Here is a 21545-nt window from a genome sequence, read left to right on the forward strand (position 1 = left end):
CCCTTGAATCAAATCATTATTTTTCAGGAGGACTTTAGAGAATGAGATATAAAGCATTGGAACTAGACAAAACGCTTACTTATGAGCTGGAAGGCTTAGAAATAGGAGTTACTTCGAACTGTAATTTTCGCTGCGATTATTGTTGTGCGTATAATAGAAATGATGGACAAAGCATCAAGGCTGAAGAGGTTATCCGAATTCTTGAAGAGCTTCCTGGTCTGAAAAGAGTACGCTTGTCAGGTGGCGAGGTCACATTAAAGTTCGATGACTGTGTGGAGATTGTAAACTACTGCTCATCCAGAGGGATTCAGACACAGCTCAATTCGAACGGCAGTCTTTTAAATGCTGAACGGATTGATCAATTGGTCGCGGCAGGATTAACGACGATACATATTTCCTTCAATTTTACTACAGCGGACGCATTCTCTCGTTATTATAATATTCATCCAAGCATCTATGAGAAAATTAGAGAGAACATTACTATGTTCGCGGCAACTAGTGTAGATACGGTGCTGGAAACGCTATTGTTCAGCGAAACTCAGGATAATATGAAGGAAATTAGTGATCACGTATATGCGATGGGTGTTAGAACACATGAGATTCAGAACAGTATTATCATGGATCATACGGGTTGGAAGTCTATAGCTGCCCGTGAACAATTAAAGAATGCTGTGAGTGAACTGATCGCTATGAAGAAAGAGGATACGACCCTGTATTTCACTTGCATGGACCGGTTTATGGATGCGCTTGGGTTCGAGGAGCAACCGGGCGTTTATTTTCCACACTGCATAGAGGGTAAGAAACAGCTTCATCTACATGGCAATGGAGACATTCTGATCTCTGAATTATGTCATCCCGTTATTATTGGCAACATTTATCAGGGCACCTCATTGAAGGACTTATACAGTAACATGCCAGCGCCTTTGGCTCAGTTCCTGGATAAACTGCCATGCCCAGCACTGGACGCATTGTTTCCGCAAGGGGTTTAAATCGTTAAGCATTGCTATAAAATTACGACATGGAGCCAATTTAATGAATTGGTTCCTTTTTTGTGTAGTAGATTAATGGAAAGTCCTGTATGATTTCTGTAAACTTATAGAGACTGCTATAACTTAAATTTGCGGATAAGGAATGTATGACATCCATACATAAGGTATGCGACACATGCTTACGAATATAAGAAATGGACTCATCAAATCCAATGTTGTTCTCGAAAAAATCATGCCATTATTAACACCTACTGCCATCGTGGTTGGTGTGCTTAATGAAAGCAGACTGCTACCATTCACAGGTCTCGTCCCATGGATATTCGCCTTTATGACATTGATCGGGAGCTTGAAATCTAATCTCAAGGATCTGCTGGGCGTACTGCTGAAACCACAGAAGTTGATCGTGTTGATGCTTATTCTTCATATCGTGATGCCGCTCATTGGCTGGCTCGTTGCAAGTGCTGTTTTTCCGGGAGATCCTTACACAGTGACAGGATTTGTACTGTTGTTTGCGATCCCAACGGGTGTCGTTAGCGTGGTGTGGGTATCCATATACGGCGGGAACATTGCACTAACTTTGGCACTTATTCTAATCGATACGCTCTTGTCACCGATTGTCGTTCCGGGTACCTTGTATTTGCTCATGGGAGCGAGTGTGGAGATTCAGCTTGGGGAAATGATGAAAGGGCTCCTATGGATGGTTGTCATTCCTTCAGTAGTCGGGATGCTTCTGAATCAATGGACAAAAGGCAAGGTGAATACGGTATGTGGACCTCCGCTTTCCCCATTTGTAAAGGTTGGGTTGTTCATGGTCGTCTCTATTAATGGTGCTAGCATTGCTCGTTATCTGAAACACCCGGATAGTAAATTAGCGATTATTATTGGCGTAACCTTCGTAACCGTAGTTCTCGGATATGTAATCGGAGCATTGGTATCGCGCCGTTTCCGCTTTAGCTACGAAGATTCTGTGGCCGTACAATTTAATTCCGGCATGCGTAATTTAAGCGCGGGAGCTGTGCTCGCAGTAAAATATTTTCCTCCGGCTGTTGCACTCCCTGTGATTTCAGGAATGTTATTCCAGCAAATTCTCGCTGCAATGTCTGGTCTGTTTTTACGTAGCAGAACTAAACACCCTTTAACAGATGGTGCAATTACGCAAGTTTCCTCAGCATCCCAGTCAGAACCGCCTATTTCATCTTAGAAATAAAACAGGTCTTAATAACTAGTAAAAAGAAGATGACCGAACTAGTAGAACTAGTTTTTTCTGCATTTATATGCAAAAATTCGACATTTTTTGATATTTTCCGTATTTTCGCTTCGTCAATATTCACTAATTTATCATCATATCCGATAGTAGTTGTATTATTTACAATTGCATTGTTCTCTAATGAACAGTAGTCGGAAGGATGAGGGAAAATGAAGATTCGTCTTAAACTATCACTTATGATGATAGGTGTGACCCTATTATGTATTTCAGTAATGGGGGTTTTTACATATTTAAGGTCAACTCAGGCCATTGTGAGCCTTACTGAGAATTCTATGAAGCAGGTCAATACGAATAAAGCTCAGACCATATCAGCTATGATTTCGAAGGAGCAGAGAAGTATTGAACTTATTGCGGGAAGGTCGGAAATTGTCGAATTATTACTCCAAGCAGGGAATGGTGGCGTCGCCAAGGGGAGTAAGCTACAGAATGAGGTAAATATCAGCCTTCAGGGAATTGTGAAGGATGCTGGGAACCTCGAACATGCTTTTGTCAGTGATATGAATGGCATCGCTGTGGCTGACAGTGATATTAAGCTTATAGGTACGGATTTCAGTGATAGAAATTATACGAAGAAAGTAATGGAGACTGCGGCGCCGGTAATTAGCGAAACGCTGAAATCGAAATCTACTGGGGCTTATGTGGTAGGATTTGTACATCCGGTTAAGAGTAACGGGAAGATGATTGGATATGTAGCTTCAGCGGTTTCCGCAGATAGTATGATTAAGTATTTAGCAGATGCAAAAGTAGTAAATACAACGACTTCGTATGCTTATCTTCTCGATGAGAATGGGAATACACTGTACCATCCGGATAAGAAGCAAGTAGGACAACCTGTTGCCAATGATCAGATCATGGCTGTGGTGAAGCGTGTGAAATCTGGTGAAAAAGTAGAAGATAGCCTGCTTAGCTATACATATAATGGTGTGGATAAAAAATCAGCCTATACCGTTATGCCTGAGACCCACTGGTTGCTTGGGATAACCGCAAATTTAGATGAGATTGTAAAACCAGTGAATGAGATGAGAAGCTTTAATCTGTTGCTGGGTGCAGGGAGTTTGATTATTGCATTGTTGATTGCTTTATATTTTGCCCAAAAAATCTCTTCACCGATTGCTAAACTGACAGAGTTGATAAATAGAACGGCAGAGCTGAATTTGACGTATGACTCCCAGTACGAGTATCTGACGAAAAACAAAGACGAAACAGGTACGATAGCCATAGCGATGCTCCGAACACGGGTTATTCTTCGTGATATGGCGGGTAGTCTAATCACGATCTCCACCAAGGTGCTTGATAATGCGGAGACTCTTGAAAAGCTGTCTATAGATGTACGGGAGAATGCTCATGATAATTCGGCAACTACACAGCAGCTTTCGGCAGGGATGGAGGAGACAGCAGCTTCAACACAAGAGATGACGGCAGCGATAACTGAAATTGATATTAATGTGTCCGAGATCTCCAGTAATGTGAAGGAAGGCGCTGAAGTTTCCAAGCAGATCAGTGAGCGGGCGATGGTGTTACAAGATGAGGCGATAGAGTCTACGGATAATGCGAAGCGAGTGTATGAATCTGTTCGTATCGATATGGAAAAAGCAATTGAACAGTCGAATGCGATCTCAGAGATTAATGTACTGGCGGATACGATTCTATCGATTACTAGTCAGACCAATCTGCTTGCTTTGAATGCAGCGATCGAAGCGGCTAGAGCAGGTGAGGCAGGTAGAGGATTTGCTGTTGTAGCTGGTGAAATCCGCAAGTTGGCTGAGAAATCGTCAGAGACTGCGGCTGGGATTCAAGGGGTCGTTTCAGGAGTTTATGCTTCTGTTGAACTAATGAAGGAAAATTCAGAGGCGTTACTAGCTTTTATTGACCAGAATGTTCTTGGAGACTATGAGCGGTTAACGGAGGTAAGTCAGCAATATAACAGAGATGCTACAACAGTGAATTTGCTGATGAATCAATTTGAGACCGCGGCTGATCATCTAAGTATGGCCGTTTCTAGTATTTCTATAGCGGTCAATGAAGTGGCTGCTACAGTAAATGAGGGGGCTATTGGGATTCAGGATATTGCGGTGAAGACGGCTGATATCGTTGAGAAGACATTCCATGAAGTTACGGTGGCTGACGAGAATACCCAAAGTGCCAAGGAGCTACAGGGGCTGGTAGATCGGTTTAAGATCTAAGTAGGATTAAGGGAATCTTTATCCGTCATTCATAAAATATTAAGCTTGTAAGGTTATAGTACATATATAACCTCCCTTAAATATAAACTTTGCCCCGCCGGCCGTCGGCGGGGTCTTTTTTTATGTGAATCTTTATAAGCGAATACCAGCTTAGCCAGTGATGAGGTAAATAGCTTCATCCAGCGGAACGATAACCTCTGTTTGTTCCACCATATCTTTCAAACGTACCTTATCAATACTTGATTCGCTTTCGCCGATCAGTATAACGTAACGGATGTTTTTGGATGAAGCTGTGGCGAGCTGCTTTTTTAATTTTCTTTTACCGGATACGAGAGTGGTTCTTATAGAACAGGCACGCAGCTCGGCTGCTGCAATTAAAGCTTGTGGTAGTGTCTCACCAATGGGAATGACCATAACATTTGCTGCTCTATTTTCTTGGATAGGTCGTTCTGTTAGGAGCGCCATGATTGACTCCATACCAAATGACAACCCCACCGTAGGATATTGAATATCCTCTCTGCCCACTAGCTGTCCGATAATCGCGTCATATCTGCCTCCGCCACCCAAGCTTGAGGCAAAGGAACCAGATGCATCAAAGATCTCGTAAACTGTTCCTGTGTAGAATGAAAGACCTCGGGATAAGAAAGGATCGAAGCGGCAAGTCTCCTGTAGTCCAATGTCTTGGATTAGATTTTGTAGGACGAGAACCTCTGACGCACCCGGTTGTGTTGTGAGATTGTATTTGTCGCATAACTGCTCAAAGCTTGGATTGTCCATTTCGATAAGCGCTAGAATCGCTGTGATGGTTGCAGGTTCTAGCCCCTTGCCAATCAACTCGTTCTCCACTCCGCTAATGCTGATTTTCTCAAGTTTATCAAGGGTAAGCATAACGGATAGTTGCTCTTCCGCAGGTACGCCGATGGACTCTAGAATCTCACCGAGAAAACGTCGATTGTTCCATTTTAGGATGATAGGGATGTCCAGCTTGCGGAACGCTTCGGTAGCCAGTTGCATTAGCTCAGCTTCAGCCTCAGGGCCGGAAATGCCGACCACATCGACATCACATTGCAGGAATTCACGCAGACGCCCACGTTTTACGGGTCCATCTCGGAACACTTTTCCGATCTCATACCGCTTGAAGGGGAACTCTATCCCTGGATTTAAAGCGATCACTTTGGCAAAAGGAATCGTCAGATCATAACGCAACCCCAATTTGCGGTTGCCCTGATCCGTGAGTTGGTACATTTCTTTGAGGATTTCGTCCCCACCTGCATATTTTGAGGTTAATAACTCCAATTCATTTAATAATGTCGTATCCATCGATTCAAAATCATAGAGCTCGAACAAGTCCTGCAGCGTATTTTGAATGTTTTTTCTGAGCGCTTGCTCTTGACCGAAGTAATCATAAGTTCCTTTAATGTTTTGCATCATTAGTAGCTCCTTTGAATTGGCATAGTTTAGAAAATAAAAAAACGCGCAGGACCTCTTGGTCCTGCGCGTGATCTATGCCGCAGGGAGGCCAACGCGAGTAGCGTTAGCCTCCCTGAATAAATTCAGGAGTGCTAACGCTGTTTGTGATAATAATGAAGTTGATTCAGCATGATTGTATTTGTATTCATCAGAACCAATTCCCTTCGAAATTTTGATTACTGCCGATTATAGCGGATCATTTGGAGTCGTGCAAGCAAGAATTTATATTTGGTTCGATTTCTTGTGGGCGAATGGACAAGTTATCAGCTATAATAGGGCTTCGATATTCCTTAAGGAAAGGGAGTTTTTCTACGATGAATGAATCTTTAATTATAGCTCGGACCGAAGATTTTGTTAAAGAACAACTTGGACAAGATACTACGGGTCATGACTGGTGGCATTCCGATAGAGTGCGCAACACCGCCGCTGAAATTGCCAAGATCGAGAGCGCAGATGTATTTGTTTGCACGATGGCCGCCTTGCTGCATGATGTTGCTGACGAGAAGCTTAATCCGTCTAAAGAAGAAGGTTTGCTTAAAGTACGTACCTGGCTTTCTTCAAACCTTACAGATGAGCAACAAATTAATCATATTATGATGATTATTGAGACGATGTCCTTTAGTGGTGGCGGGGGAGAACCGATGCAGACGCTTGAAGGCCAAGTGGTTCAAGATGCCGATCGACTTGATGCGCTTGGTGCAATTGGCATTGCCAGAACCTTTATTTTCTCAGGGGCGAAAGGTCGTCCAGCTTATGATCCAGAAGTGTCTCCAAGAGATGAATCGCTTCAAAAGGAGTACAGGGATTACAGCAAAGGAACGGCTATCAATCATTTTTATGAGAAGTTATTAAAATTAAAATTCCTGATGAATACAACCTATGGACGCAAGTTAGCAGAAGAACGGCATGATTTTATGATTAATTATCTGGACCAGTTCTATAGGGAATGGAATCAAGGGAGCCAATAGCTGTTATAATGATAAGTATGCACAAGATGAAGGATCGCGGAGTTTCCGCTTTAACCAGAACAATCGGCATAGAAGAGGTTGAATGATGAGTGAATTGCAATTTAGAGATTATGAGTTAAACGAAGACATTATTAAAGCGCTGGATGTCCTGAAATATGAGACGCCAACAGAAGTTCAAAGCAAAGTGATCCCTGTAGCTCTTCAGCAAAAGGATCTGATCGTTAAATCGCAAACGGGTAGCGGTAAGACGGCAGCTTACGGAATCCCGGTCTGTGATTTGGTGGATTGGGTGGAGAATAAGCCGCAGGCTTTGATTCTAACGCCTACTCGGGAGCTTGCCATGCAAGTGAAAGAGGATATCACCAACATTGGACGATTTAAACGGGTTAAGGCCGTGGCTCTTTTCGGTAAGCAGCCTTTTGCTCCACAAAAAATTGAACTTACTCAAAAAACACATGTTGTCGTAGGTACGCCTGGACGTGTGTTCGACCATATTGAAAGAGGTACGCTTCCGCTAAATCGGATCAAGTATTTGATCATCGATGAAGCAGACGAAATGCTGAGCATGGGGTTCATTGAGCAGATCGAAAAGATCATTAAGCAGCTGCCAAAAGAACGAGTGACTTGTGTTTTCTCCGCTACATTACCGGAAGTGATTAAGAATTTGTGCCGGAAATATATGAGTGATCCAACGGAAATTGAGATACAAGCAAGTGGAATTACAACCGCTACAATTGAACATGCGTTGATTGAAGTGAGACAAGCTGCCAAATTCTCGCTGCTGAGCGATATTATTACGGTGGAGAATCCGGACAGCTGTATTATTTTTTGCCGTACACAAGAACAGGTGAATGCGGTATTTAGAGGGCTGGCTGATTTGGAATATCCCTGTGATAAGATCCACGGGGGAATGGAGCAGGACGAGCGCTTTGAGGTCATGAATGCTTTTAAAAGAGGGCAGTTCCGTTATCTAATCGCTACGGATGTAGCGGCAAGAGGCATTGATATCGAGAACATCACTCACGTGATTAATTACGATATTCCGCTGGAAAAAGAAAGCTACGTGCACCGTACAGGCAGAACCGCTCGTGCAGGTAAGACAGGCAAAGCGATCACTTTTGTCACTCCAAATGAGCAAAAGTGGGTGAAGGACATTGAAAGCTATATTGGCTTTAGCATCCCGAACATGAAAGCTCCCTCGGACGATGCCGTTGCTTACGCGAAGGAAGCGTTTGAGCAGAAAATTAACAAGCAGCCTGTCCGCAAGAAGGACAAAAGCGAAAGCTTGAACAAAGAGATCATGAAGCTGTACTTCAACGGCGGCAAGAAAAAGAAGCTAAGAGCCGTGGACTTTGTCGGCACAATCGCGAAGCTTGAGGGTATATCTGCAGAAGATATCGGTATTATCTCGATTCAGGACAATGTGACCTACGTGGATATTTTGAACGGTAAAGGTGCAATGGTACTGCAAGCGATGAGAGAGACGACGGTGAAGGGCAAGCAGCTTAAAGTGCATATTGCGAAGAAATAAACGGTAGAAATCCCGTTCATGAAGCTGATTTGGCTGAAAAAGCTGGAAAGAACGGTAGAAATCCCGTTCATGAAGCTGATTCAGCTGGAAATGCCGAAAAGAACGGTAAAAATCCCGTACAACGTGCTGAGCAAGCCGTAGGAATTTTTGGGAATTGAACATGGTTACCTTATCGGAGCGGAGAGCTATTATTATGCACAGAGTTGTGTTTGAGTTTGATTTATAGGGAAAACCTCCCTATAAATTACTGATTTTCGCTGGATTTTAAGCTTTTTAGGGAATTTCTCCCTATAAATCGCCTGAAATCCGCTGTTATGAGCTAATTAGGTGAATTTAAAGGGAGAAATTCCCCAATTGTTGAAATCAGGACCGTAATATCGATAAAATTGGGGAGGATTTCCCTAAATTTCATTCCCACGAATCCATAAGTCCGTAACTCCTTATACTCTCTAACTCCAATACTCTTAACTCCCTAACTCCCTAACTCACCAATTTAGCATCTCACGCTGGAAGCAGCGAGATGCACTAAAAAGCAAGCCTAGTCGCCACGTTATTGTCGACTAGGCTTGCTTCATTTAGCTAGGGAGCTAGATATAACGTCCCTAAGCGTTATACTGTGCCTGATGCAGCCGGCTGTATATGCCACCGGCATGGACTAACTCTTCATGGCGGCCTTGCTCGGCGATGCCTTCTTCGTTCACGACCATGATCCGGTCGGCATTTTTTATCGTCGTCAATCGGTGGGCGATGACGAGTGTGGTTCTACCCACGGACAGATCCGCCAGTGATTGCTGAATCGCTGCTTCCGTTTCTGTATCCAGTGCTGAAGTAGCTTCATCCAGAATCAGGATCGGTGGATTCTTCAGGAACATGCGGGCGATCGCTAGGCGTTGCTTCTGTCCACCGGACAGCTTCACACCGCGCTCTCCGATCACTGTATCCATGCCTTCTGGCAGATTCTGAATGAGATCTTCCAGATGGGCACGCCGAGCAGCTTCCCAGATTTCAGGCAGCTTCGCATCCAGCTTTCCGTAGGCGATGTTTTCACGAATCGTACCCGAGAACAGGAACACATCCTGCTGTACGATCCCGATCTGCTTACGTAACGACTCCAGCTTCATGTCACGGATATCAATGCCATCTATGGTGATAGCCCCGCCTGTGACATCATAGAAACGAGGGAGCAGGCTGCAAATAGTTGTTTTGCCTGCACCAGAAGGTCCAACAAAGGCAATCGTTTCGCCAGCCTTAACTTTTAGGCTGATATTTTGTAGAACCGGACGGTCCTCATCGTATCCGAAAAAGACATTCTGGAAGGTAATATCACCGTGTAAAGTACTTACCTCTACGGCATCCGGCTTATCACTGATATCTGGCTCCGTATCAATAATTTCTAGATAACGTTTAAAGCCGGCAATTCCTTTTGGATAACTCTCGATAACGGCATTGATCTTCTCGATCGGACGGAAAAAGATATTGGACAACAGAATAAATGCCACAAACTCACCGATTTGCAACTCGCCATTGATGAAGAACCAAGCGCCGCTGATCATCACAAGGATCGTAATGAGGCGGGTCATCATATAGCTGACAGATAAGCTTTTGGCCATGATTTTATAAGCGAGAAGCTTAGTTTTACGGAACATTTGATTATCTACTGCGAATAGCTCTTGCTCATGCTGCTCATTGGCAAAAGATTGAACAACCCGGATACCACCGACATTATCTTCGATACGGGCATTGAAACTACCTACATTTCCAAAAAGCTGGCGATAGGTGGAAGTCATATTGCGTCCGAAGTAGATGATCACCCAAGCCATAATTGGAACGATAATAAAAGTAATAATGGCCAGCTTCAGATTAATATCAGCCATAAGGAGGAAAGCACCGACAAGTGTCATGATGGCGATAAATATATCCTCAGGACCGTGATGCGCCACCTCGCCGATATCATTTAAATCGTTGGTGATTCGCCCGATGAGGTGACCTGTTTTATTATTATCAAAAAAGCGGAAGGACAGTTTCTGGATGTGATCGAACATTTTTTTACGCATATCGGTCTCGATATTGATGCCAAGCATATGCCCCCAGTATGTAACGATATACTGCATAACTGTATTCAAGGCGTAAATAGCTAGGAGCGCGACACACGCAATAAGAATTAGCGGCCAATCTTGACCCGGGAGCAAATCATCAATAAATTTATTGACAGCTACCGGAAAAGCTAGTTCTAGCAGACCTGCAAAAACAGCGCAGGAGAAGTCCAAGATAAATAGTTTTTTATACGGACGATAGTAGGAAAAAAACCTTCGAAGCATTCTGTTCACTCTTTTCTATAGGAATATGTAGGAGATCGAATGAAATTGATTCTCAATTGTCTTGATTATATGGATACTAAAGATGTCATTCGATTTTGTCAATAATAGGGTTATAAAATTACTTAAGGCTTGTAACTTTTATAATAATAGTGGATGATAGGTCTTAATGCCATGTAATAAACATTTTTATATTTCTGGCGTAATCGCTCACCGTCCTTACAGGAATGTCAAAGGCGTTTATGCTTGTTGCAATTTAGGAGGATACATGATGAAAGCATCGCAACGAGAAGGAAACATTCAGAATAGAGGTTTAACGGATACCAAATATGATCGCTGGCTGCTAGTGTTGGGGATTGTGTTTATCGCAGCGGCACTTAGAGCGCCTTTCACTTCCGTCGGTCCACTGGTACAAATGATTCAGGATGATCTAGGCTTATCGAACACTTTAGCAGGAGCTATTACTACTCTACCATTGTTGGCTTTTGCCATTTTGTCCCCGTTTGCTCCAAAGCTAGCTCGCCGTTTCGGCTTGGCTAATGTGTTATTAATTGCTATGGTTATGCTTGCTATGGGGATTCTAATCCGGTCGGGATCTGGAACGGGACTGTTGTTCACAGGTACGGCGATACTCGGGCTTTCTATTGCGGTATGTAATGTACTGCTTCCGGGTCTGATTAAAGGAAAGTTTCCCCACAAAATTGGATTAATGACAGGTGTTTATACTGTCTCAATGAATTTATGCGCTGCCGTCGCTTCAGGTATTAGTGTACCGCTAGCTAGTCAAGCTGGATTTGGCTGGAGAGGGACTTTGGCGATTTGGTTTATGATCGCTGCGCTAGCAACCCTGTTCTGGATTCCGCAAATGCGCAAGCTCGATCAAGGGACTGGGGCCAAGGGGTCGATCTCTAGTGGAAATATGTGGCGTTCTTCGCTTGCTTGGAAGGTAACGATTTTTATGGGCTTACAGTCGTTGCTCTATTATGTCTTCATAGCTTGGTTCTCTGTTCTCCTTGGTGAGCGAGGGATGTCATCAAGCCATGCAGGTTGGTTACTATCACTAATGCAAATGGCCCAGCTGCCGTTTACTTTCTTCGTGCCGTTGTGGGCAGGTCGGATGAAGAACCAACGTATTCTAGTAATCATCACGGCTATTTTGTATTTCATCGGAATCGGTGGCATTTGGTTGGGAAGCAGTGCTTTAATGGCTGTCTGGGCGATCTGTTTTGGGATTGCCGGAGGATTTGCCTTCGGACTTGTGATGATGTTCTTCAGTCTACGGACCAGAAGCACTCAAGAAGCAGCGGAACTGTCGGGAATGGCCCAATCCGTAGGTTACGTGCTTGCAGCAATGGGCCCGGCATTATTCGGATGGCTTCATGATGTAACGAATAGCTGGACGATGCCGCTTGTTTTATTGCTGGGTGCAAGCGTATTGCTGCTGGTTGTCGGACTTGGTGCTGGTAGCGATCGATATGTGGGAGATAGAAGATAGATGGTCATAAAAAGAGTGTATTGGTGCGGACACGCGCCAGTACACTCTTTTTTTTTGTTGCATAGGAAGAAGCCACGCCCTTCATTGTTAGACGCGTTTGTAAGCGACGACCCGGATTCTTCGATAATCCATCACCCAGCGGCCATCCTGAAATAATGTCGGTCTAAGTTTCTGTTCCATATAAGAGAGGACTTCTTCTCGTTCAGATGGTGTTAGGACACTTAAGATTCCATTAGCAAAAGTGTTCAGCCAGGACTGGAACCCTTGCTCTCCAGCCTCTAGTGGGGTTGGACGGTCGAAACAAAGGGCGAGGTCAACAGTCAGTCCATGTTGTTCTAGTAGTGTTGTATATTGTCCGATGCTTGGGAAGTACCAAGGTAATTGAAGCTTATCACTACACCCTATAGCGGTAAAAGCATTTGGAAGCTCAGTAACGATAGAAGCGATATTGCCCAGCCCACCGAACTCGGCAACAAAACGTCCGCCTGTTCGTAGGCTAGCTGTGATAGAAGCAGCTGCTCCGTTCGAGTCGGTCAACCAGTGTAGAGCAGCGTTGCTGAACACGGCATCGACTGGCTGTTCCGCGACATAGTTTTGCCCATCTGCTAAGATGAAGTTTAGCTGGGGATGCTTGTCACGGGCAGTCTGAATCATTTCGGCTGAAGCATCAATACCTGTTACAGTGGCACCACTAGCGGCGATGGCTGCTGCCAAATCACCAGTTCCGCAGCCCCAATCAACAATTTGTTCGCCAGGCTGGGGGCGAAGAAGCTCAATCAAAGACTCTCCAAACTGAGACACAAAGGCCATATCAGTATCATAGGTTCCGGTATTCCACTGTTGGTTCATACGTATTCGTCCTTTCTGGTTTGGAATTACAGTGATATTTCTGATGCAGCACATTCTTTTAATTATGTTGTATCATATCAGCCTCTTATAAGTGAAATATATAAACTGAATAACTGTGATTGGTTATGCCTATGGAGATTTGAATATATTTTTTCGCTTATATCGCTGTTGTTAGATTTATCTGTACATCGATTTAAAAATATGTTGCTATTTATCCGAAAAAAGAGTATAGTCTTATGTACAGTGATTATTTCATTGGTGTACATAATGTGCGGTCGTGGCGGAATTGGCAGACGCGCACGGTTCAGGTCCGTGTGGTAGCAATATCGTGGAGGTTCGAGTCCTCTCGACCGCATCATCAAATAGGCTTATACAATTGCTCTTGGGCAGTTGTATAAGCCTATTTTTTATGTCTGAAGAAAGTGATGGTGGTCCAATTCTAGTGGCTTCTAAGTCCGATGCACCCCATGCGTAGTGGAAGGAATAGATTTAATTAGATGGGGTAGATCCAAGTTGAGGGAATTGCGATCATGAACCGTCTATATCCATGTGCTATAGGCTTTTTTTCGTGGTTATGATCGGTTGCGTTTACTAAAAATAGGTATTTTTGTATTGACAATTATATCGGCTTCCGTAATAATATTATTACGGTAATCGATATATCGCTAACAGTAATAGAATGGAGATGGAATCATGCCTGAAAGCTCAGAAAGAGGAGCCTTAACGGAAGCTGTATTTTACATTTTATTGTCTTTATACACCGCAATGCACGGATACGCGATTATGCAGAATGTGAAGGATTTAAGTCATGGTCGAGTGGAACTTGGAGCGGGCACTTTATATGGAGCTATCAACACCTTGCTTGAGAAAAACTGGATAAGAGCTATAGAAGGGGAAGAAGGCTCCCGAAGAAAGGAATACGAAATTACTGAATTAGGGAAGACAGTGATTCAGGGGGAGCTTATCCGGTTGGAAGAACTGATTGCCAATGGGAAGAGAATAGCTGGAGGTGAGTCCAAATGAAACATGTGGTTCGCAAGCTGTTTTGGGATTTTGAGAAGGAAGAACAGTGGCTTAATGAAATGTCTGCCAAAGGGTTAGCCCTTTCAAGCTACTCCTGGTGTAAATATGTGTTTACTGACTCGTCTAAGAATGAGTATACGTATAGAATTGAGCTTTTAGATAATGTGCCTACTCATCCGGAAAGCATGGCATACCTCAAGTTTCTAGAAGAAAATGGAGTAGAGTGTGTTAGCAGCTATGTTCGCTGGATTTATCTTAGAAAGAAGTCATCCGAAGGTGCGTTTGATATTTACACAGATCTGGAATCCAAAATAAAACACTTTAAGCGAATCAACACACTATGGAATTCTGTCATGTGGTTAGAGTTCATTGTTGGTTTAGCCAACATTCTCATTGGGCTAACGAATTATTTCACTTCATCCAACAGCATTAGTTTGGTAAATGTTATTCTAGGCGGGTTTTTAATTCTTTTAGGACTTGTTTTTTTTAGAGCTGGCGCACCTATCCGTAAGAAAATTAAAAAGCTTCAGCAAGAGAATTTAATAAGAGAATAGTCCTTATTCTTGTGATATGTATAAACAGCAGTTTTCCTGATTACTCGGGACTTGTTGTTTATTTTTTTGTCTATGACGATAACGCGCAATCTCATTGCTTTTCACCGGCCTATCATTTAGGACTCAACTATCAAGCTTAATTACCGAAAAAAAGGTATACTGGAATAGATTACGAAATTGTAATAAAGTTTGTCCCCATACCAAAAGAGGAGGCTGCACAGGTGTCTGAATTTCTTTTTAAGCAACTATACTTACGGTCTTCTATAGGGGTTGCTGTAGTCTCTCCCAAGGAAGGGACCTTGATTCAATCCAATCCAGCACTTTGCCATATGCTTGGTTACTCTGAAGAAGAGCTTTTAAATATGCACTATCTAGATCTTATTTATCCAGACGATGTAGCTGATGATGATCATTACGTTATCCTGAACAATCTCTTAGCAGATCCTGGGACCGCAATAGAGTTAGAAAGACGGTTCTTATGTAAGGGTGGCGAGATAATCTGGGTAGCTCAACATATATTTCTGATTCTTCAGGAGAACTCTAGTGAACCCCTTGTCTTGATCTCAGAACTTACGGATATCACAGACCGAAAGCTTGCGGAAGATAAGATTCAGGAAGATCAGCATTTATATAATTTGATCACACAAAATACGCCGGATATGATTTCTTTTGGCGGACCAGACGGTACACTGCACTACGTTTCTCCTTCAGTGGAGTTGTTGCTAGGATATCCTCCAGATGAAATGATCGGTACGAAAAGACCTGAGTATTATCACGCAGAAGATGCCCTTGAAATGACAAAACACGGAAAGCTCTATTCTGATACGGATGTGTATACACGCAGGGCCCGGCATAAAGACGGACATTATTTGTGGATTGAGAGCAGCTCACAGGTGGTACGCGATGATCAGGGGGAAATCAAGCAGATATTAACGATCGGCCGCGATATTACGCAGCGTAAGAAATATGAGGATATGCTGGCGCAAGCCCAATATCTTGCGAAAATGGGATCGTGGGAATGGGATGCGACGAAAACGCGGTTGACGGTTTCTAGAGAGATGCGTAACATTTTTGGCTTTTCGTTGGACGACAGCAATCATTCCTATTTTGATTACAAACGAGTGCTTTCCTGTATTGATCCAGATGATTTTACTAGACTTCAAAAGCTGGTTCACCAGTCTTTAGCGAATGGGACGAATGGCGAAGTTATGGTTAGAATTAAAAGTGCGGATGGAAAATTGAAGTTTCTTGATGCACACTGGGAAGTGACTAAAGATGAGGAAGGAAGAGTGCTACAGATCAGCGGGATTGCCCAGGATGTGACTGAACGTCATCAAATGGAGGAACAGATGCGTGATAGTGAGCAGAATTACCGACTCCTGTCGGAAAATTCAATGGATTTCATTTCACGTAATACAGCGGACGGAGACCTCATCTATCTATATGCATCACCCATTTGCCAGACGATGTTCGGCTATACACCGGAAGAAATGTACGAAACGAGAGGTATTGATTACATACATCCTGAAGACAAGGAGAAAGTGGTGTCCTATCTTAGCAACTGTATGGAAGGGAAGAAGCTCGACCCTGTGACCTTTCGGTTTCTATGCAAAGATGGAACGTACATTTGGACGGAAACAACACTTCGCTATATTTACTCGGAGACCTTTGGAGGACGGGAGCTTGTGTGTGTAACCCGGGACATTGCGGAACGGGCGCGGCATTTTGAAGAAATAGAGAAGTTAAGTAACGAGCATGCTCTAATATTGAATTCGGTATCTGAAGGCATATTTGGTATGAATCTTGAAGGGGATACGATGTTCATCAATCCAGCGGCGATTACTATGCTAGGATACGATCCAACGGAATGGTTGAACAGCAAATTCCATACGATTCATCAGACTTGGCTGGATAATGAGCCATTCTTGGGCATTCAGAAGACGCTGATTCCCTCGCACTTCAATAATCGCTCTTTTGATGAGAAAGAGGGTGTGTTTTGGAGGCAAGATGGTTCCAGCTTTTTGGTCAGATATCACATGACTCCTCTTTTTGATGGAGAAGAGCGGATCGGGGCTGTAGTGGTTTTCCGAGATATCACAGAAGAGAAGGAGATTGTGCGAGCGAAGGAGTCTGCAGAGGAAGCGGATCGGGCGAAATCGGAGTTTCTAGCGATCATGAGCCATGAGCTGCGTACGCCTATGAACGGTATTATAGGAATGGCAGACTTGCTCTCAGGGACAGAGTTAAATGAAGAGCAGAGCTACTACACACAAATCATTACAAGTAGCGGAGAAGCATTGCTTCATATTTTGAATGAAGTGCTGGATTTCAGCAAAATTGAAGCAGGCATGATGACACTTGAACTGCAAATGGTGGATTTGCGTGAAGTGATACAGAACGTTAGTGAGCTATTCTATCCGAAGGTCAAAGAAAAAGGGTTGTTATTAACTATCAATATTGCACCTGATCTTCCATTTGTCATTGTGACGGATGAGGCAAGATTGCGCCAAATTCTCGTAAACCTAGTGGGAAATGCGGTGAAATTTACGGAGACAGGTGAAATTAGTATTTCTGCCAGCCTGGAAGCTTCTCAAAAGTCAGGAAATATTATCGTTAAATTCATGGTTAAAGATACGGGCTTGGGGATCCCGGTTGCCAGTCAAGGGTTATTGTTTCAATCGTTCTCGCAATTGCATCCTTCCATTAATCGAAAATATGGCGGAACAGGACTTGGACTGGCGATTAGCAAAAAGCTGGTGGAGCTGCTCGGAGGAGCGATTGGTGTGAGGAGCTGTGAGGAACATGGCTCAGAGTTCTTTTTCACCGTGGAGGTCTCTTTGCCAAAAGAGGAATGGATTCAGAAGGTTACGCTCCACCCTTCAGTGGATACAGACAAAAGCAATAAACCTAACGCCAGAGCATCTGATACGGGAGAATATGGACCGATGTCTATTCTCATCGCTGAAGATCATCCTGTGAATCAGCAACTGATGCTGGCTTATATGAAGAAGAGGGGATACTTCCCTGACGTTGCATCAAATGGCGAGGAAGCAGTTCGAGCTGTGCTGTCCAAGGATTATGATCTCGTCTTTATGGATATTCAGATGCCTATTATGGATGGGATAGAAGCAACAGGAATCATACGTGAGAAGCTCGGGCTGTCTCCCATTATTATTGCGGCCACAGCTTTTGCCAGAAATGAAGATAAAGACATGTGTCTGAGTGCAGGAATGCAGGATTTCATCTCCAAGCCTATCTCCATAAAGGAGCTTGACAGGGTTTTAAAAGATTGGTCTACTCGGATTCGTTAAGGATGAGGAGTGTCATTGACAAAAGGGCGTAAGATTAATATATTTGTAATCGTAATTATTACGAATATATTGTCAATGAAAGGACCCATACCTTGTTAAAGATGAAGCGTGGTGATTTTGTAATCATTTTTTTAGCTCTATTCGCAGCGGGTTTGATTTACGGAATCAAGTGGTGGGATACCCATAATGAACAGTATCAACAAGGCGATTTGAAAGCTGTAATTACGGTTGATGGTAAGGAATACAAGACCGTTTCTTTGACTAAAGAAGAGCAAATTATAGATATTCAATCGAAGTTTGGTCACAATACCTTAAAGGTATTTGATTACGGGATCCAAATGACATATTCTGACGCACCTTTGCGAATCGCTTTGGAAATGGGTTTTATTTCTAGGCCAAAGCAGCAAATCATCTGTATACCCGCCCGTATTATGGTTGAAGTATTTAACCCTAACGGATCTGTGGATGATGAGGATGAGCTGGACGCAATTATTTAGTAGGGTTGGCCGTATTCGTCAAAGCTTTCCATGCGGTTATGGAGTCAGCACTCGTGTAAATGTAGGGTGTTGTTGGTTGCGCGATAGGTGTAATTGCTTCTGCGCGTATTTGCATCATTTCTCGGCCTTTGTATTGCACAATTTGAAGCTTGCCCCGAACCTCTATCCAGGTATCAGTGGGCAAGCTTTTTAATTTGCCGGAATCAACCAACATCCCAAACGGAGTAGCATCGGCGGTACAGCACTGAACCAGAAATCTGCCAATGGCAAAAACATTCTCTGGCGTTTCACTGTCATCGCGGTATAGAAAACCGGAAACGGAAATTTCTTTGCCTTCAAATTGTTGTTTATACATGTCAATAGCGCCTAGTGTTTCAGAAAAAATATCAGAATACACAGGGATAGTAGGCTGCCCATATAAGATCTTAGCTAGCTCGGTGAGCTCCTCATGATAAGGATCAATCGATTCGAATCTAACAGCGTTGGTAGTCTCTGATGGTAAAGAGGAGAACGAAATCCCCTTTTTACTAGCGGCCATACTTCCCAAGGCACGATCAGGAAGTGCAAATCCAAGCAGCAGTGGAAACAGGAATAATCCATAAAGCGCTGTACTTTTAAATATGGAATGTGGGAGGCGATGCTCGCAGTCACATAGCACATTTCCCTTACCAAATAAGGCTTGAATGGCCAAGCTGAGCGCCATTAGTGTCAGAGGAATCGGACATAACTGAACCCAGCGTGCTAGCTTAGGCGCTACATAATAATGCAAAGCGTCCTGCTGCACTAAATGCCCAATATAGAGAGCAAAGGCGAGCAGAATGACCGCCCTTAACAAATAGTGAAATCGGATGCTTCGAGAGTCATTCATGCGCTTCCTCCTAACAATGGGGTAAGCATCTGCTTGCCACCTCTATGATTACAGCCATAAGGACATGAGTACGGCTCCGATAAATACGCTCGAAAAGATAAGAAAGAACAAATAAAGAGCGAATTTGGTCTTAAACAGCGAGAGTAACATCAATGAATTTTTGAAATCTAACATCGGCCCAAATACCATAAAAGCGAGCAGTGCTCCTGCTGGAAAAGAATGTACAAAGGTGGAAGCTACAAAGGCATCTGAGGTGGAACAGAGCGAAAGCACAAATGCCAGGCCCATCATGAAAAAATAAGACCCGAGCGGCTTATCTCCGATCGCAGCCAAACTGTCCTGAACCATAAACGTCTGAATGCCAGCGGTCAATAGGCAGCCAATGATTAAGTATTTTCCCATCTCAAAAAATTCATCCGAGGTATGCACGAAGACGGCGGCTAACTTTCCTCCACGAGAATTATTATGATGAGTGTTATCGGTTTCCCACTGAACGCTAAGGCGTATCGGGGACTTTTTCACCGTTGCATAGATAATCAAGCCTATAATACAGGCGACTGCAAAAGCTAGACCCATCCGGGCATAGGCCAGTTCTGAGTGGTTGCGAAATGCCGTCAGTGTTGCTCCATAGACGACTGGATTTAGGATGGGCCCGGATAAAATAAACACGATCGCCACGTAGACAGGCATCCCCTTATGGATTAGTCGGCGGACGAGAGGGATCATTCCACATTCGCATACTGGAAAAATAATTCCGAGCAGGCAAGCGAATAAAATGGCCGGAAGCGCCTGCCGTGGAATCCAGCGGGAGATCATTTCATCTGGGATAAAGACCCGAAGCAGCGAGGATAATAAAGCTCCTGCTAACACAAACGGCAAGGCTTCTAGCAAAATCCCGATAAAGCCGGTTTTGAACGTGTCGATGTACGCGTTGTCTAGTAGCTCCAGGTGATTTGGCACCCATATAAAACCAATGATAATCAGGAATGAGATCGGCAGAAGCAGCGGCAGTAGTTTTAAAGGGGAAAGGGTAGTCAAGGTTCGAATAAGGTGGACCACCGATCTGCCAGCAGTTCCTCATCTAAATTTATCCCGATGAATACCACATAAGGCATTCCAGGGTAACGTGATGCCTCCCAGCTTGTACGCATTCCGGCATATTGGACAAGTTGAACCGGTTCCTGTTCGGACAAAAGGATATGGCCTTTGGCACGGAGCAGGTTGTCACCCCATTCTTGAAAGAAAGCCTCTAGCCGTTCTTTGGAAGGCATTATAGTCCCTGCTTGCGGAATGGTTAACGTGATGGCGGTCACTTGGGAAAAAGAAGCGTGGGGCTCTTCTTGCCGTTCTTTTACTGCTGTAGCTCCCTGTTCTGAATTCATTTGTTTAAGAGTTGCGCCTTTAAAGGTTTGAGGTGCTCGTTGTGGCGCGGGAGCGATGATTTTACGTGGGGTGATTCCTGATAATATCGGTGAAAGGTTGATTTCGCTGTAATGGGTATATACGATTTCAGCCTCTGTATTTTGTTTTCGGACACCTTTTTCAATTCGCCATAAGGTTTCAGGCTCTACAAGATCGCTCTTATTAACGACAATGAGATCAGCGGTGGACAGCTGCTTGCGAAGCGTACGAACCAGCTGTTTGTCAGAGGAGAGTCTGCTGTTATATTCCAAGGCGTTTTCTGCATCCAATAAGGTGATCGTAAAATGCAATTCGACCCTTTCTTGAAGAGCGGATTCTTGTAATGTTTTGGCGATTTCTTCCGGATTCGCGACGCCAGTAAGCTCGATATAAATAGCATCGGGGCGTCCTCTTAGCAGTACCAGTAGGCTGTCTGCCAAATCCTCTTTACGGCTACAGCATACACATCCGTCCAGTAGCTTAGTCACGGTTGCACCCGTATGCTCCTGCAGAATATACCCATCTACATCTCTCTTTCCCAGCTCATTCATAACTACGCCAGGGTTCAGACCCCTTACCTTGCTCTCTTTCAGCAGGGACAACAGCAGAGTTGTCTTCCCGCTCCCCAGAAACCCGCTCAAAATAATTACTGGTATCTTCATGATCTCCACTCCTGCCTGATTCTCTTGGAAATACAAGAATCATATTTTTATATTTCCATCTATACGTGATTTGTTCGCAAGAAAGACCACAAAATTAAGAGAGTTGGGATTTTTACAAGATCATAGTTGACAGATTGTGAATAAAACGTGTACGATATGTTA

The 21545-nt window shown here is 43.7% G+C and carries 17 protein-coding genes and 1 tRNA gene; 12 read left to right on the forward strand and 6 right to left on the reverse strand.

Annotated features, from left to right (window positions below):
- Nucleotides 1-41: 41 nt before the first annotated feature.
- The 3 genes from H70737_RS09690 to H70737_RS09700 all read left to right on the forward strand — a co-directional run bounded on the left by H70737_RS09690 (nucleotide 42) and on the right by H70737_RS09700 (nucleotide 4439).
- Nucleotides 42-989, forward strand: coding sequence for a radical SAM protein (locus tag H70737_RS09690; RefSeq protein ID WP_042186749.1), 948 nt, complete (start codon nucleotides 42-44; stop codon nucleotides 987-989).
- A 175-nt stretch (nucleotides 990-1164) separates the two neighbouring features.
- Nucleotides 1165-2190 carry a bile acid:sodium symporter family protein gene (locus tag H70737_RS09695; RefSeq protein WP_042186751.1) on the forward strand — a complete coding sequence of 342 codons (1026 nt, stop codon included), beginning with the start codon at nucleotides 1165-1167 and terminating at the stop codon, nucleotides 2188-2190.
- Between the two features lie 215 nt (nucleotides 2191-2405).
- The gene (locus tag H70737_RS09700; protein WP_042186753.1) at nucleotides 2406-4439 is read left to right on the forward strand and encodes a methyl-accepting chemotaxis protein; all 2034 of its coding nucleotides are present in this window, start codon (nucleotides 2406-2408) and stop codon (nucleotides 4437-4439) included.
- A gap of 150 nt (nucleotides 4440-4589) precedes the next feature.
- On the opposite strand, the gene H70737_RS09705 is transcribed toward H70737_RS09700, so the two are convergent.
- Nucleotides 4590-5870 (reverse strand): histidine--tRNA ligase, encoded by a 1281-nt coding sequence (locus H70737_RS09705; RefSeq protein ID WP_331281427.1) that lies wholly within the window; start codon nucleotides 5868-5870, stop codon nucleotides 4590-4592.
- Nucleotides 5871-6223: 353 nt separating this feature from the next.
- Between H70737_RS09705 and H70737_RS09710 the strand changes: the two genes are divergently transcribed.
- The 3 genes from H70737_RS09710 (at nucleotide 6224) to H70737_RS31460 (ending at nucleotide 8549) form a co-directional block, all read left to right on the forward strand.
- A complete protein-coding gene (locus H70737_RS09710) occupies nucleotides 6224-6877 on the forward strand; it encodes an HD domain-containing protein (RefSeq protein ID WP_042186757.1) in 654 nt (217 codons plus the stop codon).
- A gap of 85 nt (nucleotides 6878-6962) precedes the next feature.
- Nucleotides 6963-8408 (forward strand): DEAD/DEAH box helicase, encoded by a 1446-nt coding sequence (locus H70737_RS09715; RefSeq protein WP_042186759.1) that lies wholly within the window; start codon nucleotides 6963-6965, stop codon nucleotides 8406-8408.
- Between the two features lie 18 nt (nucleotides 8409-8426).
- Nucleotides 8427-8549 (forward strand): hypothetical protein, encoded by a 123-nt coding sequence (locus H70737_RS31460; RefSeq protein WP_269321822.1) that lies wholly within the window; start codon nucleotides 8427-8429, stop codon nucleotides 8547-8549.
- Between the two features lie 461 nt (nucleotides 8550-9010).
- Here H70737_RS31460 and H70737_RS09720 read toward each other — a convergent pair whose 3' ends face one another.
- Nucleotides 9011-10726, reverse strand: a complete 1716-nt coding sequence (locus H70737_RS09720) for an ABC transporter ATP-binding protein (RefSeq protein ID WP_042186761.1) — start codon at nucleotides 10724-10726, stop codon at nucleotides 9011-9013.
- Nucleotides 10727-10994: 268 nt separating this feature from the next.
- On the opposite strand from H70737_RS09720, the gene H70737_RS09725 reads away from it, so the two are divergent.
- Nucleotides 10995-12218 (forward strand): CynX/NimT family MFS transporter, encoded by a 1224-nt coding sequence (locus H70737_RS09725; RefSeq protein ID WP_081951083.1) that lies wholly within the window; start codon nucleotides 10995-10997, stop codon nucleotides 12216-12218.
- Nucleotides 12219-12305: 87 nt separating this feature from the next.
- On the opposite strand, the gene H70737_RS09730 is transcribed toward H70737_RS09725, so the two are convergent.
- Nucleotides 12306-13067, reverse strand: coding sequence for a class I SAM-dependent methyltransferase (locus tag H70737_RS09730; RefSeq protein WP_042186763.1), 762 nt, complete (start codon nucleotides 13065-13067; stop codon nucleotides 12306-12308).
- 271 nt (nucleotides 13068-13338) lie between these two features.
- Between H70737_RS09730 and H70737_RS09735 the strand changes: the two genes are divergently transcribed.
- The 5 genes from H70737_RS09735 (at nucleotide 13339) to H70737_RS09755 (ending at nucleotide 18452) form a co-directional block, all read left to right on the forward strand.
- Nucleotides 13339-13422 (forward strand) — tRNA-Leu (locus H70737_RS09735).
- A gap of 338 nt (nucleotides 13423-13760) precedes the next feature.
- A complete protein-coding gene (locus tag H70737_RS09740) occupies nucleotides 13761-14090 on the forward strand; it encodes a PadR family transcriptional regulator (protein WP_042186765.1) in 330 nt (109 codons plus the stop codon).
- On the forward strand, nucleotides 14087-14644 hold the full coding sequence (locus H70737_RS09745; RefSeq protein ID WP_042186767.1) for a DUF2812 domain-containing protein: 558 nt from the start codon (nucleotides 14087-14089) through the stop codon (nucleotides 14642-14644). Before H70737_RS09740 ends, H70737_RS09745 begins: the two co-directional genes overlap by 4 nt.
- Nucleotides 14645-14865: 221 nt before the next feature.
- The gene (locus tag H70737_RS09750) at nucleotides 14866-17955 is read left to right on the forward strand and encodes a PAS domain S-box protein (protein ID WP_052404232.1); all 3090 of its coding nucleotides are present in this window, start codon (nucleotides 14866-14868) and stop codon (nucleotides 17953-17955) included.
- Between the two features lie 101 nt (nucleotides 17956-18056).
- Nucleotides 18057-18452: a NusG domain II-containing protein gene (locus tag H70737_RS09755; RefSeq protein WP_042193599.1), complete on the forward strand. Its 396-nt coding sequence runs from the start codon at nucleotides 18057-18059 to the stop codon at nucleotides 18450-18452.
- Here H70737_RS09755 and H70737_RS09760 read toward each other — a convergent pair.
- The 3 genes from H70737_RS09760 to H70737_RS09770 all read right to left on the reverse strand — a co-directional run bounded on the left by H70737_RS09760 (nucleotide 18445) and on the right by H70737_RS09770 (nucleotide 21383).
- Nucleotides 18445-19320, reverse strand: coding sequence for a TIGR03943 family putative permease subunit (locus H70737_RS09760; RefSeq protein ID WP_042186772.1), 876 nt, complete (start codon nucleotides 19318-19320; stop codon nucleotides 18445-18447). The genes H70737_RS09755 and H70737_RS09760 overlap by 8 nt on opposite strands.
- Before the next feature lie 48 nt (nucleotides 19321-19368).
- Nucleotides 19369-20280, reverse strand: a complete 912-nt coding sequence (locus H70737_RS09765; RefSeq protein WP_331281428.1) for a permease — start codon at nucleotides 20278-20280, stop codon at nucleotides 19369-19371.
- 74 nt (nucleotides 20281-20354) lie between these two features.
- Complete coding sequence (locus H70737_RS09770; RefSeq protein WP_042186776.1) at nucleotides 20355-21383, reverse strand: CobW family GTP-binding protein; 1029 nt, start codon at nucleotides 21381-21383, stop codon at nucleotides 20355-20357.
- Nucleotides 21384-21545: the final 162 nt, after the last annotated feature.

It is taken from the genome of Paenibacillus sp. FSL H7-0737 (genome assembly GCF_000758545.1).
Classification (GTDB): domain Bacteria; phylum Bacillota; class Bacilli; order Paenibacillales; family Paenibacillaceae; genus Paenibacillus_AQ.

Coding starts and splice junctions, on each gene's coding strand:
- H70737_RS09755 (WP_042193599.1), top strand. CDS start 18,057: ATGAAGCGTGGTGATTTTGTAATCATTTTTTTAGCTCTATTCGCAGCG.
- H70737_RS09770 (WP_042186776.1), bottom strand. CDS start 21,383: ATGAAGATACCAGTAATTATTTTGAGCGGGTTTCTGGGGAGCGGGAAG.
- H70737_RS31460 (WP_269321822.1), top strand. CDS start 8,427: ATGAAGCTGATTTGGCTGAAAAAGCTGGAAAGAACGGTAGAAATCCCG.
- H70737_RS09700 (WP_042186753.1), top strand. CDS start 2,406: ATGAAGATTCGTCTTAAACTATCACTTATGATGATAGGTGTGACCCTA.
- H70737_RS09725 (WP_081951083.1), top strand. CDS start 10,995: ATGAAAGCATCGCAACGAGAAGGAAACATTCAGAATAGAGGTTTAACG.
- H70737_RS09695 (WP_042186751.1), top strand. CDS start 1,165: ATGCTTACGAATATAAGAAATGGACTCATCAAATCCAATGTTGTTCTC.
- H70737_RS09690 (WP_042186749.1), top strand. CDS start 42: ATGAGATATAAAGCATTGGAACTAGACAAAACGCTTACTTATGAGCTG.
- H70737_RS09740 (WP_042186765.1), top strand. CDS start 13,761: ATGCCTGAAAGCTCAGAAAGAGGAGCCTTAACGGAAGCTGTATTTTAC.
- H70737_RS09730 (WP_042186763.1), bottom strand. CDS start 13,067: ATGAACCAACAGTGGAATACCGGAACCTATGATACTGATATGGCCTTT.
- H70737_RS09710 (WP_042186757.1), top strand. CDS start 6,224: ATGAATGAATCTTTAATTATAGCTCGGACCGAAGATTTTGTTAAAGAA.
- H70737_RS09760 (WP_042186772.1), bottom strand. CDS start 19,320: ATGAATGACTCTCGAAGCATCCGATTTCACTATTTGTTAAGGGCGGTC.
- H70737_RS09715 (WP_042186759.1), top strand. CDS start 6,963: ATGAGTGAATTGCAATTTAGAGATTATGAGTTAAACGAAGACATTATT.
- H70737_RS09720 (WP_042186761.1), bottom strand. CDS start 10,726: ATGCTTCGAAGGTTTTTTTCCTACTATCGTCCGTATAAAAAACTATTT.
- H70737_RS09745 (WP_042186767.1), top strand. CDS start 14,087: ATGAAACATGTGGTTCGCAAGCTGTTTTGGGATTTTGAGAAGGAAGAA.
- H70737_RS09705 (WP_331281427.1), bottom strand. CDS start 5,870: ATGATGCAAAACATTAAAGGAACTTATGATTACTTCGGTCAAGAGCAA.